Consider the following 15,828-nt stretch of genomic DNA (forward strand, 5'->3'; position numbering starts at 1 on the left):
GTGTCTCCCTCCGTGCGGCCGGGGGTGACGAGGGCGGTGCGCCACCAGGTGTCGGCCCGTGACCACCGCCGTCGCTCGTCAGCGGCCGATCTGCGGAGCGAGCAGCACGGGAAGCCGGGTCGTCCGGGGCTTCGCCACGACCTCGGCCACGGCCTTCGGCAGCGCCTGCTCCACGCCGTGCACCACGGACAGATGCCGGTCGGCCCGCCCGAACGCCGTGTACACCCACGGCCGGCTCAGCGCCTGCGCCGCGTCGCCGGGCAGCACCACGACGACGGCGGGCCAGCGGCTCCCGACGGCCTGGTGCGCGGTCATCGCCCACCCGTGCCGCACGGACCGCTCCACCCGCTCCTTCGGTACGACGACGGACTCGCCCGCGCACGACAGGTGCAGCCCCTCGGCGTCCGCCGTCACCACCCGGCCCGGCACCGCCCTCCCCGGCGCGGGGGAGTGGACGATCCGGTCACCGGGGTCGAAGCCGCCGAAGCGGCCGGGGCCTGGATTGAGCCGCTCCTTCAGAGCCGCGTTGAGCGCGCGCGTGCCCACCGCACCGCCGTGCCCCGGTGTGATCACCTGGGTCTCCTCGGCCGGGACGCCGATGGCCCGCGGCACCGAGTCCACGACGAGCTGCACCGTGCGATGCACGGCCTCACCCGCGTCCCGCACCGGCACGATCACGAGCTCCTTGCCGGGTGCCTCGACCTGGTTCAGCTCGCCGATGCCGATGCCGGAGACCAGCTCGCCCAGCGGCCCCGGGTCGGGCAGCCGCGAGGCGACCTGCGGGCAGATCCGCGCCGCGAGGAGATCCGCGAACACCCGCCCCGGCCCCACGGACCACAGCACCGCCGGATCCCCGGCCAGCACCAGCCGCGCCCCGTCCGGCAGCGACTCGGTCAGCAGCGCCGCCGTCTCGACGTCGAGCTGCGGCGCGTCGAGCACGATCAGCAGATCCAGATCCAGAGCTCCGTCCGCATCCCGGCCGGGCCCTTCGAGGCCGGAGAGGAGCCCGGGGACGGTCGCGACGGGCGAGTCGGCACCGACGTCCTCCCCGGCCCGGCGCAGCAGGGCGGCGAAGCGGTCGCGGCCGATGGGGCCGTGGGCGGCGGCCCAGGCGCGCAGGCCGAGGGAGCGCGCGGCGTGCAGCAGCGCCGCAGGCTCGGCCAGGGACGCCTCCCCGCCGGTGTGCAGCACCAGGCCGTGCCCGGCGGTCGCACGGATCAGCTCGCCCGTGGACCCCCCGGCCCCGGCGGCGAGCCGCTCCCACTCCTCGGCCGGACCGTCCTGCTTGGGAGCGGAGTTGACCAGCCGGGCCAGGCCGTCGGCCAGGCTCTCCTCCGCCAGCGCGTACCGCTCCAGGCCGACCAGGACACGGACCGGGCGCTCCGGCTCCTCCTCCGAGCCCTCCGCTTCCGCCGCCGGGGCCCCGGGCTCCTCCAGGGCGTCCTGGAAGACCAGCGCCTCGCCCTCCGCGATGCTGTCCTGCACGGCGCTCTCCGGCTCCGGCACGCCCCGCTGGGCCAGGGCCGCGAGGAGCGCCGGCATCTCCAGGGCGGTGTGCCCCGCCAGCGCCGCCTGTTCCAGGAGCCAGACCGTGACGGCCCGGCCGCGGCGCTCGTCGTCCGGGGCGCACTCCGCGCCCAGCAGCGCCCGCGCGAACCCGTCGGCCTGCTCGGGCCGCACCCCCGCGACCCGCAGCAACTGCCACGGGTCGGCACGCAGCAGCTCGTCCGCACCCTCGCCGAGCACCGCGGCCACCTGCGGTGCGAGCGTCTCCGGGGCGCCGCCCTCGCCGAGCACCCGCCGCACGCCCAGCACCGCCTCGGGGGCGGGAGCGGCCGGCGCGGCGGCGGTCCCGGCCGCCACCGGCTGCGGCCGGCGCACCGGCTCGGGGGCGGAGCGGCGGGGAGCGGGCGCGGGCTCCTCGAACACCGTGGCCGCCGGCTTCTCGCCGCTCTCCACGGCCCGGACGGCGGCGAGCAGATCGGCGGCCTTGCCGCTCAGCTTGGCACCGGCCTCGATGGGCGCCTTCTTCTCGGCCTTGCGCTGCTCGATGCGCTCCCGCTCGGCGCTTTGGGCCAGCAACTCGGCCTCGGCCTCGGAGAGCCGGCCGGCCTGCCCCTCCTCCGTCGCCGCGCCCTCGGCGGGCCGGTCGGCGGCGCCTTCCCCGGCCGCCGCGTCCTCGGCGGGCCGGTCGGCCGCGCCCTCCTCGGCCGCCGCGTCACCCTCCGCCGGGGTGGCCCCCGCGGTGCCCGGCGTCCCCGGCTCGGCGTCCTCCGTGGTCTCGGGCTCCGTGCTCACAGCGTGCTCCAGTCGTGATCGGGATAGCGGTGCACGGGCGCCGACACATCGTCGAGCGCCCGGCAGATCTCGTCAGGAAGACTAAGGGTCTCCACTGACAATGCCGCCGTGAGCTGCTGCGCGCTGCGCGCGCCGACGATGGGCGCGGTCACCCCGGGCCGGTCCCGGATCCACGCCAGGGCCACCTGGAGCGGCGTCACCGCGAGCCCGTCGGCCGCGGTCGCCACGGCGTCGACGATGCGGCTCGCGGTGTCGTCGAGGTACGGCGCGACGAAGGGCGCCAGATGGTCCGAGGCACCGCGGGAGTCCGGCGGTGTGGTGTCGCCCCGGTACTTGCCCGTCAGCACCCCGCGCCCGAGCGGCGAGGACGGGAGCAGCCCTATGCCGAGGTCCAGCGCGGCCGGCAGCACTTCGCGTTCGACGCCGCGCTGCAGGAGCGAGTACTCCAGCTGTGTGGCCGCCAGGCGGGTCCGGGTGCCCGGGGCCGCCAGCTGCCAGGTGGCGGCCTTGGCCAGTTGCCAGCCGCAGAAGTTGGAGACGCCGGCGTAACGGGCACGGCCGCTCGCGACCGCGAGGTCGAGGGCCTGGAGGGTCTCCTCCAGCGGGGTGTACGGGTCGTAGGCGTGCACGTGCCAGACGTCGACGTGGTCGGTGCCGAGCCGGGCGAGCGAGGCGTCCAGGGCGGCGAGCAGATGGCCGCGGGAGCCGTCGACCCGGCGGTCGGGGTCGGGCACGCTGCCGGCCTTGGTCGAGATGATCAGGTCCCGCCGGGGCACGAAGCCGTCCATCAGCCTGCCGAGCAGGTACTCGGCCTCTCCGTCGCCGTACACGTCGGCGGTGTCGACGAGGGTCCCGCCGGCTTCCCAGAACGTCTTCATCAGGTCCGCCGCGTCGTGTTCGTCGGTGTCCCGTCCCCAGGTCAGGGTGCCGAGCCCGATCCGTGACACACGCAGGCCGGTGCGGCCGAGATGCCTCTGCTCCATGAACGCCGAGATTACTGGCCAGAACCTGTCGTGTGGGTGGCTGTGGACGACCGATTTCCGGGGGCGGACGGTGCGTTCCCCCGCGGTCGCCACAGCCTGGCGCCCGAGGTCAGCAGCTGCCGTCCGACACCTGCAGTCCCTTGTTCGCGCCCGCCGTCCGGTTCACGACCGCCGGGACGCAGCCGGCCGTGTCCAGACGGAAGGAGTAGGGGATGGAGACCGTGGTGTTCGACTTCGGGTCGGGTCCAGCCGGATGGTTCTCGCTGCCCGGCTGGGACCACGTCACGTTGTCGAAGACGTTGCCGGCGACCTGCCAGTAACCGGCCTCGTCGGTGTAGAAGGTGCCGAGGACGTCCTTGGAGTCCTCGAAGTAGTTGTTGTCCACCTTCGCGCGGGCGCCGGCCCGGGAGTTGATGCCGGACTCGTTGAGGCGCACGTAGTGGTTGTTGTACATGTGCGCGATGCCGCCGCGCAGCAGCGGGGCGCGGGAGTCGATGTTCTCGTAGCGGTTGTGGTGGTAGGTGATGAACCCGTTCGAGCGGTCGCTCTCGCTGCTGCCGACCAGGCCGCCGCGGCCGGAGTTGCGCAGCACGCTGTAGGACAGGGTCACGTACTGGGTGTTGTTCTTCATGTCGAACAGCCCGTCGTAGCCCTCCGACTCGCCGCCCGAGGCCTCCAGGGTGGTGTGGTCGACCCAGACGTTGCGGACGTTGCTCTCCATGCCGATGGCGTCACCGCCGTTGGACGTGGGGGAGCCGGACTTCTTGACGTTCCGCACGGTCACGTTCTGGATGATGATGTTCTTCGATTCGCGGATGTGGATGCCCACTTGGTCGAAGACGGCACCACCGCCGACCCCGACCAGGGTCACGTTGCTGATCTTCTTGAGCTCGATCACGCCGTCGGCGGTGTCGCAGCTGCTGCCGGAGACCTTCTTGGTGTTGGCGTGGGTGATGGTCCCCGTGACCTCGATGGTGAGGGGGGTGCTGCTGCTCGCCCGGCCGCAGAGGGCGGCGTGGATCGCGGTCCCGGTCGTCGCCCGGACCGTCTGCCCCCCGGCCCCGCCGGTGGTGCCGCCGTTCTGGGTCGCGTACCCGGTCGCGGTGCCCGTCGCCGCCGACGCCTCGGGCGTCGAGACCAGCGTTCCGGTGGTGGCGGCCAGGGCCAGGGTGGCCACGGTCGCGCCGAGTCGCACTGAGGCTGCTCGCTTCATCCGTACCTCTCCGTTCAGTGTGCGGAGTGCGGGTGGGTTAGAAAGCGCTTTCCCGCGACCGTAGGGGTGTGCCGTGCACACGTCAATGGTCGTGTACTTGATTCTTGTTCACCCATCTGAAAGACCGCGGTCGTGGCGCTGTCCCGCGCCGGGGCCTCGCGCTAAGGTCTGCGCACAAGGCACGTTACTGATCAGTAAGGGGATGCGGCATGCAGCTCGGTATCAACCTCGGCTACTGGGGTGCCGGAATGGACGCGGACAACCTGGCCGTCGCCCAGGAGGCCGACCGGCTCGGCTACGCCGTCTGCTGGGCCGCCGAGGCCTACGGCTCCGACGCGGCCACCGTACTGACCTGGGTCGCCGCCCAGACCGAGCGCATCGACGTCGGCTCCGCCATCTTCCAGATCCCGGCGCGCCAGCCCGCGATGACCGCCATGACCGCCGCCACCCTCGACTCCCTCTCCGGCGGCCGCTTCCGGCTCGGCCTCGGCGTCTCCGGCCCGCAGGTCTCCGAGGGCTGGTACGGCGTGAAGTTCGACAAGCCGCTGGCCCGCACCCGCGAGTACGTCGAGATCGTCCGCAAGGCCATGACCCGCGAGCGCCTGTCGTACGAGGGGCAGCACTGGACGCTGCCCCTGCCCGGCGGCCCGGGCAAGCCGATCAAGCTGACCGTGCACCCGCAGCGCGAGCACATCCCGCTGTACATCGCCGCCATCGGCCCGAAGAACCTCGAACAGACCGGCGAGATCGCCGACGGCGCCCTGCTGATCTTCCCCTCCGCCGACCATCTGGAGGACACGGCGATCAAGCACCTGCGCGCGGGCCGGGAGAAGGCCGGCAAGACCCTCGACGGCTTCGACGTCTGCCCGACGCTGCCGCTCGCCGTGGGCGACGACAAGGACGTCGCGGCACTGGCCGACACCTTCCGCCCCTACACCGCGCTGTACGTGGGCGGCATGGGCAGCCGCAAGCAGAACTTCTACAACCAGCTCGCCCAGCGCATGGGGTACGAGAAGGAAGCCGCCGAGATCCAGGACAAGTACCTCTCCGGAGACAAGCAGGGCGCCGCGGCCGCCGTGCCGCACGACCTGATCGACAAGACGACCCTGATCGGTTCCGTGGACCGCATCGCCGAGCGGATGAAGGCCTACGCGGAGGCCGGTGTCACCACCCTCACCCTCGCCCCGGCGGGCTTCACGCTCGACGAGCGGCTCGCGTCGCTGCGGGCGGGCACCGAGGCCCTGGAGCGGGCCGGCCTCGCCTGATCCCGAAGTTCCGCGGCCGTGGTGGGGGCTCGGGGGTCTTCCCCGCCACGGCCGTCAGGCGGAACAACGCGGCGGACCGCCGCCGGTTACGCCACCGCCCCGTCGGGCGGTCCGGGACGTCTCCGCGCACGTCCCCCGTTCGGCGGAGATGCCCGGCACACCTGTTGCAGCGCCCCGCACCCCGCACTTGACTCGTTCTTCGCGGAGACCTGCGGATCCTGCAGCACGCGCACGCGCGCGGGAAGAGGTGCCCACGATGCTTTCGGCCAAGACCCTGTTCCAGGAGATCCTCGACGACGACGAGTCCTTCGCCCTGTTCTGTTCCATCGCCGCCAGCGGCGAGTCCCAGGGCGGCTGGGAGAACGCCCGCATCGCCGCCCTCGTCCCCGACAGCGAACGCGAACTCGCGCCCAAGATCTCCCGGCACGGCGCCGACGAGGACAAGCACGGCCGGATCTTCAACGCCCTGATGAAGAAGCGCGGCCTCGATCCCGTCCCGGTCCCGCCGGAGACCGACTACACGATGATCCTGGAGAAGAACGGCATCGGCCTCGCCCACGAGCAGCTCAAGCGCGACGAGCGGCTCACCGTCCAGGACATCGTCAGCTACCTCTCCCACAGCAGGGTCACCGAGCAGCGCGCCTCCGAGCAGATGGACCTGCTGCGCAGGCACTTCGCCGACCACCCCGACATCGGCCGCGCGGTCAGGCAGATCTCCGACGACGAGGACAACCACCTCGCCTACTGCCACGAGGAACTGCTGCGCTTCGCCCGCGCGGGCCACGGCCGGGTCATCCAGCGGACCCTGCGCGCGTGCGCGCACGCCGAGATCCGGATCTACCGGGACGTCAGCCTCGCCGTCATGGCGCACATGGGCCGCATCCTCGGCTGGTCCCGGGCCAGATCGGCGGTGCTGCGGGCCGGCATCCACGCGGTGTACGCCTACGAACGGCTCGGCGGCTGGCGCAGGATGGTGTCGCTGCGACCGCCGGAGCGCCACAACGCCCTCGGCGGCCCGGCCTCCGCCGAACCCGAGTTCGCCTGAACAGGCCCGCCCGCCCTACAGCCACCCGCGGCGCTTGAACAGCCGGAACACCATGACCTCCAGCACGGCCATCAGGGCGATCAGCGCCGGGTAGGACCAGACCCAGCGCAGTTCGGGCATGTGCTCGAAGTTCATGCCGTAGATCCCCGCGATCATCGTGGGGATCGCGGCCATGGCCGCCCACGCGGAGATCTTCCGCATGTCGTCGTTCTGCCGGACGCTCATCTGCGCCAGATGGGCCGAGAGGATGTCGGACACCAGCCGGTCGAGGTTCTCCACCGACTCGTTCACGCGCGTGAGGTGGTCGCTGACGTCCCGGAAGAACGGCCGGGCCCGGTCGTCCACGAACGGCACCGCCACGCCGTACGGTGCGGTGCCCGCCAGCCGGCTCATCGGCAGGGACAGCGGTCCGGTGGCCCGGCGGAACTCCAGCACCTGCCGCTTGAAGTCGTAGATCCGGGAGGCGGTGTTCCGCGAGCCGCCGCCGTCGGGGGAGAAAACCTCCGCCTCCAGCCCCTCCAGGTCGGCCTGCAGCTCCATCGCGACCTCCAGATAGTGGTCGACCGCGGCGTCCGCGACCGCGTACAGCACCGCTGTGGGGCCGTTGCCCAGCAGCTCCGGCTCGTGCTCCAGCCGGTGCCTGACCGCCTTGAGCGGGGCGCCCTCGCCGTGCCGGACGGTCACCACGAAGCCGTCACCGAGGAAGATCATGATCTCGCCCGCGGAGACCTTGTCGCTCCGCGGCTCGTAGACCACCGGCTTGAGGACCACGAAGAGCGAGTCGTCGTAGATCTCCAGCTTGGGCCGCTGGTGGGCCTTGAGGGCGTCTTCCACGGCCAGTGGATGCAGGCCGAACTCCTCGGTGACGTGCTCGAACTCGCGCTCCGTCGGCTCGTGCAGCCCGATCCAGACGAAACCGCCCGCCGCACGCGCCTCCCCCAGGGCGTCGGAGAAGTCCTCCGGCCCGTCCGTCCGATGTCCGTCGCGGTAGATGGCACAGTCGACGATCACGAAGCGAGTCTCCCGTCACTCGAACGACACCGCACGCGCGCGTGCGCCTACGCTGGAGCGCATGCCCACGCTGATCCTGGTCAGGCACGGACGCTCCACAGCCAACACCGAGGGACTGCTCGCCGGCTGGACGCCCGGTGTCGCCCTCGACGAGCGCGGCGCCGCGCAGGCCGCCGCGCTGCCCGGACGTCTGGCCGAACTGCCCCTCGCCGAAATCGTCACCAGCCCGCTCCAGCGCTGCCAGGAGACGATCCGCCCCCTGCTCCAGGCACGGCCGGACCTGAGCCCGCACACCGACGAGCGCATCGGCGAGTGCCACTACGGCGACTGGTCCGGGCGCAAGCTCGCCGAGCTCAAGGACGAGCCGCTGATGGAGGTGGTGCAGGCGCACCCGTCCGCGGCGGCGTTCCCCGGCGGGGAGTCGATGCGGGCCATGCAGACGCGCGCCGCCGAGGCCGTCCGCGAGTGGAACGCGCGCGTGGAGCGCGACCACGGCGCCGAGGCCGTCTACCTGATGTGCTCGCACGGCGACATCATCAAGTCCCTCGTCGCGGACGCACTCGGACTTCACCTGGACCTCTTCCAGCGGATCTCCGTCGAACCCTGTTCCATCACCGCGATCCGCTACACACGACTGCGACCGTTCCTCGTCCGCCTCGGCGACACGGGTGACTTCACGTCCCTGGTGCCGCGCGAGGAACCGCCGGGCGACGAGGCCCCCGTCGGGGGTGGTGCGGGCGCACCGTGATCGTCGGCCGCAGTAGGGTGAAGCGGTCGCAGCAGTGCCGTGGTCCCACGGTTCCCACGATTCCAATGGAGACAGGACGTGTCCCGTCAGGTGTTCCTCTACGACCATCCGGAGCGTTTCGTGGCCGGTACGGTCGGACTGCCCGGGCGCCGTTCGTTCTTCCTCCAGGCCTCCGCCGGCTCCCGGGTGACCAGCGTGGCCCTGGAGAAGACCCAGGTCGCCGCGCTCGCCGAGCGCATGGACGAACTGCTCGACGAAGTCGTACGCCGTAGCGGCGGCAGCGCCTCGGTCCCCGCCGTCGCCCCCTCGGAGATCACCGACACCGCCCCGCTGGAAACCCCCATCGAGGAGGAGTTCCGGGTCGGCACCATGGCACTCGCCTGGGACGGCGAGGAGCAGCTCATGATCGTCGAGGCGCAGGCGCTCGTCGAACTCGACGCCGAGTCCGAGGAGGACCTCGCCGAGGCCGAGGAACGGCTGCTCCAGGACGAGGAGAACGGGCCCCCGATGCTGCGGGTCCGGCTCACCGGCGCGCAGGCCAGGGCCTTCGCCAAGCGCGCCCTCGACGTCGTCAACGCCGGGCGGCCGCCGTGCCCGCTGTGCAGCCTCCCGCTCGACCCGGAAGGACACGTATGTCCGCGCCAGAACGGATACCGCCGCGGAGCGTGACGCCTCCCGAGGACGCCGCCGAGCTGCTCGCCCGCGGCGAACTGACCGTCCGCGGACGCATCCGGGAGGCGTCCAACGCGGCCCTGTACTGCACGGTGTCGTACGACGGCCGGGAGGCGGCCTGCGTCTACAAACCCGTCGCCGGGGAGCGCCCCCTGTGGGACTTCCCCGACGGCACGCTCGCCCAGCGCGAGGTCGCGGCGTGGGAGGTCTCCGAGGCGACCGGCTGGGGCCTGGTGCCGCCCACCGTGCTGCGCGACGGCCCCTACGGCGAGGGCATGTGCCAGCTGTGGATCGAGGCGGCGGCCGACGCGGAGCTGCTCGCGCTGGTCGACGCGCAGGAGCCGGAGCCGGGCTGGAAGGCGATCGGCTTCGCCGAGGTCGGCGAGGGACGCACCGCGCTGCTCGTGCACGCCGACGACGAACGGCTGCGGCGCCTCGCGGTCCTGGACGCCGTCCTCAACAACGCCGACCGCAAGGGCGGGCACCTGCTGCCCACCGGCGAGGGGCGGCTGTACGGCATCGACCACGGCGTGACCTTCAACGTCGAGAACAAGCTGCGCACCCTGCTGTGGGGCTGGGCGGGGGAGCCCCTCACGCAGGAGGCCGTGGACGTCCTCGAAGGCCTCCGCAAGGACCTGGCGGACGGCGGGGCGCTCGCCGCCCGGCTCGCCCCGCTCATCACCGGCGCCGAGCTCGACGCCACCCGCGCGCGGGTCGGCGCGCTGCTCGCCTCCCGGACCCACCCCGAGCCGAGCGGGGAATGGCCGGCGATCCCCTGGCCACCCGTGTAGCAGCACAACGGGTGGGTTCGCCGCAAGAGCGCCTTCTCGGCCGTCCGGTCCGCTCCCGTTCGTATCTGGAACTCCAGTCCGGTTAGGCTCAGGGCATGCATGCCTGGCCCGCTTCCGAGGTCCCCGCCCTGCCTGGTCAGGGCCGCGACCTGAGGATCCACGACACCGCGACCGGCGGCCTCGTCACCCTCGACCCCGGTCCCGTCGCCCGTATCTACGTCTGCGGCATCACCCCGTACGACGCCACACACATGGGACACGCGGCGACCTACAACGCGTTCGACCTCGTGCAGCGCGTGTGGCTCGACACCAAGCGGCAGGTTCACTACGTCCAGAACGTCACCGACGTCGACGATCCGCTCCTGGAGCGGGCCCAGCGCGACGGCCTGGACTGGGCCGCGCTCGCCGAGCGGGAGACGGCCCTCTTCCGTGAGGACATGACGGCCCTGCGGATGCTGCCGCCGCGGCAGTACATAGGTGCCGTCGAGGCCATACCCGGGATCGTCCCGCTCGTCGAGCGGCTGCGGGACATGGGCGCGGCCTACGAGCTCGAAGGGGACGTGTACTTCTCCGTCGAGTCCGACCCGCACTTCGGCAAGGTCTCGAACCTGGACGCCGCGGCGATGCGGCTGCTGTCCGCCGAGCGCGGCGGCGACCCGGACCGGCCGGGCAAGAAGAACCCGCTCGACCCCATGCTCTGGATGGCCGCCCGCGAGGGCGAGCCCAGCTGGGACGGAGGATCGCTCGGGCGCGGACGGCCCGGCTGGCACATCGAGTGCGTGGCCATCGCCCTGGACCACCTCGGCATGGGCTTCGACATCCAGGGCGGCGGCTCCGACCTGGCCTTCCCGCACCACGAGATGGGCGCCTCGCACGCCCAGACCCTCACCGGCGAGTTCCCCATGGCCAAGGCGTACGTGCACGCCGGCATGGTCGCCCTGGACGGCGAGAAGATGTCCAAGTCCAAGGGCAACCTGGTCTTCGTCTCCGAGCTCCGGCGCGACGGCGTCGACCCGGCCGCCATCCGGCTGGCGCTGCTCGCCCACCACTACCGCGCCGACTGGGAGTGGACCGACCAGGTCCTGGCGGACGCCGTGGCGCGGCTCGGCCGCTGGCGGGCCGCGGTGTCCCGGCCGGACGGCCCGCCGGCGGAGGCGCTCGTGGAGGAGATCCGCGCGGCCCTCGCCGACGACTTGAACGCCCCGGCCGCGCTCGCCGCGGTCGACCGCTGGGTCGCCGGCCAGGAACGCGACGGCGGCACGGACACCGGCGCGCCCGGGGTGGTCTCCCGCGCGGTGGACGCGCTGCTGGGCGTGGCGCTGTAGCCGCGCCCTTGTGGCCCTGACGCGAAGGGGCGTCTCCCGGCCGGGAGACGCCCCTTGTGCCGTCCTCAGTCCTCCGACGAATCCTCGTCGTCCGCGCCCGGCTTCGGCGGTTTCGGCGGGCGCGTGCGGCCACCGGGGTTGTCCCGCAGGTACGGCGTGCTGTCGCCGCCGTCCGCGGTCGCGTGCCCACCGGCGGCGGGCGGACCGCCGCCGTCCCGGCGCCGCAGATAGCGCTCGAACTCGCGGGCGATCGCCTCGCCCGACGCCTCCGGCAGCTCGGCGGTGTCCCGGGCCTCCTCCAGCGACTGGACGTACTCGGCGACCTCGCTGTCCTCCGCGGCCAGCTGGTCCACGCCGACCTGCCAGGCGCGCGCGTCCTCGGGCAGCTCGCCCAGCGGGATGCGCACGTCGATCAGGTCCTCCAGCCGGTTCAGCAGGGCCAGCGTGGCCTTCGGGTTGGGCGGCTGCGAGACGTAGTGCGGGACGGCGGCCCAGAGCGAGACCGCCGGGACACCCGCGTGCGTGCACGCCTCCTGGAGGACGCCGACGATGCCCGTGGGGCCCTCGTACTTGGTCTCCTCCAGGTCCATGCGCCGGGCCAGGTCCGGGTCGGACGTCGTCCCGCTGATCGGAACCGGGCGGGTGTGCGGGGTGTCGCCGAGCAGAGCGCCCAGGACGACCACCAGCTCCACGCCGAGTTCGTGTGCGAAGCCGAGCAGCTCGTTGCAGAACGAACGCCATCGCATGGACGGCTCGATCCCCCGGACCAGCACCAGATCGCGTGGCTTCTCACCGCCGACCCGCACCACCGACAACCTTGTCGTCGGCCATGTGATCTTGCGGACGCCCGCTTCCATGAAGACCGTGGGGCGGTTGACCTGGAAGTCGTAGTAGTCCTCGGCGTCCAGCGCCGCGAAGACCTCGCCCTTCCACTCCCTGTCCAGGTGCGCGACCGCGGTGGAGGCGGCGTCGCCGGCATCGTTCCAGCCCTCGAACGCGGCCACCATGACCGGGTCGATCAGCTCGGGAACCCCCTCGAGCTCGATCACCCAGTGCCTCCTTCCGACGTGCCCTCGCTTGACCCCACAACTTTACGGCGTGCCAAGGGGGCGCCCGCAGCCCCCTGGCAGGGGGAGTGACCCCATCACTGCCCCGTGATCCACGCCGGAACACACCGGATTCATCCGAGCGGTCCGTGGGGCCCCGGTCACAGCGTGGAGCGCCCGGTACTCGCGCAGGGGCGCGGAAGGGGCGGCTCCGTCGGCGTGGAGCCGCCCCTGGCGGGAACGCGTTTTCCCCGGGTGGTGCCTACTTCTTGTCGAGCACGTCCTGCACCTTGGCGCGGACCTCGTCGGTGGCCAGGCCGCGGATGGTCAGCGTGGTCCGGCGGCGCAGCACGTCGTCCTGCGTCTCGGCCCACTCGTGGTCCCGGGCCCAGACGACCTGCGCCCAGATCTCCGGGGCGTCGGGGTGGACGCGCTCGGCGAGCTCCGGGTTCTCGTTGGCCAGCCGGGCGATGTCGAAGGCCAGCGAGCCGTAGTGCGTGGCCAGGTGCCGGGCGGTGTCGGCCGCCATGCGCGGGCCCGGCGCCGGGCGGTCGGTCAGCAGCCGGTGGGCGACGGCGCGCGGGTTGGCGATGCCGGGCAGCGGGAGCCTCTTCGGCAGCGCGCTGATCGGCTCGAAGTCGTCACCGAGCGGGTGGCCCGGCAGCGACTCCAGCTTCTTCATGATCGTCCGGCCGATGTGGCGGAAGGTGGTCCACTTGCCGCCCGCGACGGACAGCATGCCGCCCCGGCCCTCGGTGACGACCGTCTCGCGCTTGGCCTTGGCCGTGTCGCCGGGGCCGCCCGGCAGCACGCGCAGGCCGGCGAACGAGTAGGTGATGAGGTCGCGGCTGAGCTGCTGGTCGCGGACCGAGAAGGCGGCCTCGTCGAGGATCTGGGCTATGTCCTGCTCGGTGACCGAGACGTCCGCCGGATCGCCCTCGAACACCTCGTCGGTGGTGCCGAGCAGCAGCATGTCCTCCCAGGGGAGGGCGAAGGTGATGCGGTACTTGTCGATCGGGGTGGCGAGCGCGGCCTTCCAGACGGAGGTGCGCTTCAGGACCAGGTGCGCGCCCTTCGACAGGCGGATGGACGGCGCCGCGTTCGGGTTCTCCATCTTGCGCAGGTGGTCGACCCACGGACCGGTCGCGTTCAGCACCAGGCGGGCGTTGACGCCGAACTCGTCGCCGGACAGGCGGTCCTTCAGCTCGGCGCCCGTGACCCGGCCCTGGGTGAAGCGCAGGCCGGTGACCTCGGCGTGGTTGAGGACGACCGCCCCGGCCTCGACGGCCGCGCGGACCGTCATCAGGGCCATGCGGGCGTCGTTCATCTGGTCGTCGCCGTAGACGGCCACGGCCTTGAGGTTCTCGGTGCGCAGCTCGGGCACGTCCTGCGCGGCCTTGGCCGGCGAGAGCAGGTGCCCGACGCCGTCGCCGAAGGCGGAGAGCGCGGAGTAGGCGAAGACGCCCGCGCCCAGCTTCGCCGCGCCGTGCGGCCCGCCCTTGTACACGGGCAGGTAGAAGGTGAGCGGGTTCGCGAGGTGGGGGGCCACCTGGCGGGAGACCGCACGGCGCTCGAAGTGGTTCTCCGCCACCAGCTTCACCGCGCCGGTCTGCAGGTAGCGCAGGCCGCCGTGGAGCAGCTTGGAGGAGGCGGAGGACGTGGCGCCGGCGAAGTCGCCGGCGTCCACCAGAGCCACCCTGAGGCCGGACTGCGCGGCGTGCCAGGCGGTGGAGATGCCCAGGATGCCGCCGCCGATCACGAGAAGGTCGTACGACGCCTTGGCGAGCTGCTCCCTGGTCTCGGCCCGGCTCGGGTTGGAGCCGGAGGCCGGGTGCGTCCCCAGGGCAGGCACGGACTGCAGGGTGGACTTGGTGGTCATGCTGTTCCTTACTCCTCGTCCTCGAGCCAGCCCATGGTCCGCTCGACGGCCTTGAGCCAGTTCTTGTACTCACGGGCGCGGGTCTCCGCGTCCATGCGGGGGGTCCACTCGGCGGCCCGCCGCCAGTTGGCGCGCAGGTCGTCGGTGCTGTTCCAGAAGCCGACGGCGAGACCGGCGGCGTAGGCGGCGCCGAGGCAGGTGGTCTCGGCGACCATCGGGCGCACCACGGGGGCGTCCACGAAGTCGGCGAGGGTCTGCATCAGCAGGTTGTTGGAGGTCATGCCGCCGTCGACCTTCAGGGCGGCCAGCTCGACGCCGGAGTCCTTCGTCATGGCGTCGGCGATCTCCCGCGTCTGCCAGGCGGTGGCCTCCAGGACGGCACGCGCCAGGTGCGCCTTGGTGACGTACCGGGTCAGGCCGGCGATCACACCGCGGGCGTCGGAGCGCCAGTACGGGGCGAACAGGCCGGAGAAGGCCGGCACGAAGTAGGCGCCGCCGTTGTCCTCGACGGACAGGGCGAGGGTCTCGATCTCCGCGGCGGTGGAGATCAGGCCCATCTGGTCGCGCATCCACTGCACCAGCGAACCGGTGACGGCGATCGAGCCCTCCAGGGCGTAGACCGTGTCCTGGTCGCCGATCTTGTAACCGACGGTGGTCAGCAGGCCGCTGTAGGAGTTGATGATCTTGTCGCCGGTGTTCATCACCATGAAGGTGCCGGTGCCGTAGGTCGACTTGGTCTCGCCCTCGGCGAAGCAGGTCTGGCCGAACAGGGCGGCCTGCTGGTCGCCGAGCGCGGAGGCGACCGGGATGCCGCCGAGCAGGTCGCCCAGCTTGCCGCCGGTGATCTCGCCGTAGACCTCGGCGGAGGAGCGGATTTCGGGCAGGATCTGCTTCGGGACGCCGATCGACTCGCAGATCTTGGCGTCCCACTGCATGGTGTGCAGGTTCATCAGCATCGTGCGCGAGGCGTTGGTGACGTCGGTGACGTGCTTGCCGCCGTCGACACCACCGGTCAGGTTCCAGATGACCCAAGTGTCCATCGTGCCGAAGAGGATGTCGCCCGCTTCCGCGCGCTCCTTCAGCCCGTCGACGTTGTCGAGCAGCCAGCGGGCCTTCGGACCGGCGAAGTAGGAGGCGAGGGGGAGGCCGGTCTCGCGGCGGAAGCGGTCCTGGCCGACGTTGCGGCCGAGCTCGCGGCAGAGGGCGTCGGTGCGGGTGTCCTGCCAGACGATGGCGTTGTGGACGGGCTCGCCGGTGTTCCTGTCCCACAGCACGGTCGTCTCGCGCTGGTTGGTGATGCCGATGGCCTTGATGTCGTCGCGGGTGATGCCGGCCTTCTCGATGGCCCCGGCGACGACCTCCTGGACGTTGGTCCAGATCTCCGTGGCGTTGTGCTCGACCCAGCCCGGCTTCGGGAAGATCTGCTCGTGCTCCTTCTGGTCGACGGAGACGATCCGGCCGTCCCGGTCGAAGACGATGCAGCGGGACGAGGTGGTGCCCTGGTCGATGGCGGCGATGAAGGGGCCGGCGGTGTGCGCGTCGGTCACTGTGT

General features: G+C 72.2%; 12 protein-coding genes and 1 pseudogene. 6 read left to right on the plus strand and 7 right to left on the minus strand.

Translation table 11 applies throughout. The features are described from left to right. Positions 1-78: 78 nt before the first annotated feature. The 3 genes and pseudogenes from ABTZ58_RS34195 to ABTZ58_RS34205 form a co-directional block, all read right to left on the minus strand. A complete protein-coding gene (locus ABTZ58_RS34195; protein ID WP_351365482.1) occupies positions 79-2,298 on the minus strand; it encodes a helix-hairpin-helix domain-containing protein in 2,220 nt (739 codons plus the stop codon). Beyond that, on the minus strand, positions 2,295-3,281 hold the full coding sequence (locus ABTZ58_RS34200; RefSeq protein ID WP_351365485.1) for an aldo/keto reductase: 987 nt from the start codon (positions 3,279-3,281) through the stop codon (positions 2,295-2,297). Before ABTZ58_RS34200 ends, ABTZ58_RS34195 begins: the two co-directional genes overlap by 4 nt. A 112-nt stretch (positions 3,282-3,393) precedes the next feature. Next, a pseudogene (locus ABTZ58_RS34205) lies at positions 3,394-4,494 on the minus strand (pectate lyase family protein); the annotation flags it as partial. Positions 4,495-4,703: 209 nt separating this feature from the next. Between ABTZ58_RS34205 and ABTZ58_RS34210 the strand changes: the two are divergent. Then, the gene (locus tag ABTZ58_RS34210; protein ID WP_351365488.1) at positions 4,704-5,759 is read left to right on the plus strand and encodes an LLM class F420-dependent oxidoreductase; all 1,056 of its coding nucleotides are present in this window, start codon (positions 4,704-4,706) and stop codon (positions 5,757-5,759) included. A gap of 256 nt (positions 5,760-6,015) precedes the next feature. Beyond that, positions 6,016-6,804, plus strand: coding sequence for a ferritin-like domain-containing protein (locus tag ABTZ58_RS34215; RefSeq protein ID WP_351365491.1), 789 nt, complete (start codon positions 6,016-6,018; stop codon positions 6,802-6,804). Positions 6,805-6,819: 15 nt separating this feature from the next. Here the strand turns inward: ABTZ58_RS34215 and corA are convergent, their stop codons facing one another. Beyond that, positions 6,820-7,815 carry a magnesium/cobalt transporter CorA gene (corA, locus tag ABTZ58_RS34220; protein ID WP_351365494.1) on the minus strand — a complete coding sequence of 332 codons (996 nt, stop codon included), beginning with the start codon at positions 7,813-7,815 and terminating at the stop codon, positions 6,820-6,822. A gap of 61 nt (positions 7,816-7,876) precedes the next feature. Between corA and ABTZ58_RS34225 the strand changes: the two genes are divergently transcribed. The 4 genes from ABTZ58_RS34225 to mshC all read left to right on the plus strand — a co-directional run bounded on the left by ABTZ58_RS34225 (position 7,877) and on the right by mshC (position 11,351). After that, a complete protein-coding gene (locus tag ABTZ58_RS34225) occupies positions 7,877-8,563 on the plus strand; it encodes a histidine phosphatase family protein (protein WP_351365497.1) in 687 nt (228 codons plus the stop codon). Positions 8,564-8,641: 78 nt separating this feature from the next. After that, the gene (locus ABTZ58_RS34230; RefSeq protein ID WP_309095676.1) at positions 8,642-9,232 is read left to right on the plus strand and encodes a DUF3090 domain-containing protein; all 591 of its coding nucleotides are present in this window, start codon (positions 8,642-8,644) and stop codon (positions 9,230-9,232) included. Next, positions 9,196-10,026 carry an SCO1664 family protein gene (locus tag ABTZ58_RS34235; RefSeq protein WP_351365500.1) on the plus strand — a complete coding sequence of 277 codons (831 nt, stop codon included), beginning with the start codon at positions 9,196-9,198 and terminating at the stop codon, positions 10,024-10,026. Before ABTZ58_RS34230 ends, ABTZ58_RS34235 begins: the two co-directional genes overlap by 37 nt. Before the next feature lie 95 nt (positions 10,027-10,121). Further along, positions 10,122-11,351: a cysteine--1-D-myo-inosityl 2-amino-2-deoxy-alpha-D-glucopyranoside ligase gene (gene mshC / locus ABTZ58_RS34240; protein WP_351365503.1), complete on the plus strand. Its 1,230-nt coding sequence runs from the start codon at positions 10,122-10,124 to the stop codon at positions 11,349-11,351. A gap of 65 nt (positions 11,352-11,416) precedes the next feature. On the opposite strand, the gene ABTZ58_RS34245 is transcribed toward mshC, so the two are convergent. From ABTZ58_RS34245 to glpK, 3 genes are all read right to left on the minus strand, one after another. Continuing rightward, the gene (locus ABTZ58_RS34245; RefSeq protein ID WP_309095679.1) at positions 11,417-12,400 is read right to left on the minus strand and encodes a PAC2 family protein; all 984 of its coding nucleotides are present in this window, start codon (positions 12,398-12,400) and stop codon (positions 11,417-11,419) included. 259 nt (positions 12,401-12,659) lie between these two features. Next, complete coding sequence (locus ABTZ58_RS34250) at positions 12,660-14,276, minus strand: glycerol-3-phosphate dehydrogenase/oxidase (protein ID WP_351365507.1); 1,617 nt, start codon at positions 14,274-14,276, stop codon at positions 12,660-12,662. A gap of 8 nt (positions 14,277-14,284) precedes the next feature. After that, positions 14,285-15,823 (minus strand): glycerol kinase GlpK, encoded by a 1,539-nt coding sequence (glpK, locus tag ABTZ58_RS34255; protein ID WP_351365510.1) that lies wholly within the window; start codon positions 15,821-15,823, stop codon positions 14,285-14,287. Positions 15,824-15,828: the final 5 nt, after the last annotated feature.

The sequence above is a fragment of the Streptomyces sp. NPDC094143 genome (assembly GCF_040303825.1).
Classification (GTDB): Bacteria; Actinomycetota; Actinomycetes; order Streptomycetales; family Streptomycetaceae; genus Streptomyces.

What these genes read in the sequence shown, in the direction of transcription:
- ABTZ58_RS34250 (WP_351365507.1), bottom strand. Translation starts at nt 14,276, where the DNA reads ATGACCACCAAGTCCACCCTGCAGTCCGTGCCTGCCCTGGGGACGCAC.
- ABTZ58_RS34235 (WP_351365500.1), top strand. Translation starts at nt 9,196, where the DNA reads ATGTCCGCGCCAGAACGGATACCGCCGCGGAGCGTGACGCCTCCCGAG.
- mshC (WP_351365503.1), top strand. Translation starts at nt 10,122, where the DNA reads ATGCATGCCTGGCCCGCTTCCGAGGTCCCCGCCCTGCCTGGTCAGGGC.
- ABTZ58_RS34215 (WP_351365491.1), top strand. Translation starts at nt 6,016, where the DNA reads ATGCTTTCGGCCAAGACCCTGTTCCAGGAGATCCTCGACGACGACGAG.
- ABTZ58_RS34225 (WP_351365497.1), top strand. Translation starts at nt 7,877, where the DNA reads ATGCCCACGCTGATCCTGGTCAGGCACGGACGCTCCACAGCCAACACC.
- ABTZ58_RS34210 (WP_351365488.1), top strand. Translation starts at nt 4,704, where the DNA reads ATGCAGCTCGGTATCAACCTCGGCTACTGGGGTGCCGGAATGGACGCG.
- ABTZ58_RS34200 (WP_351365485.1), bottom strand. Translation starts at nt 3,281, where the DNA reads ATGGAGCAGAGGCATCTCGGCCGCACCGGCCTGCGTGTGTCACGGATC.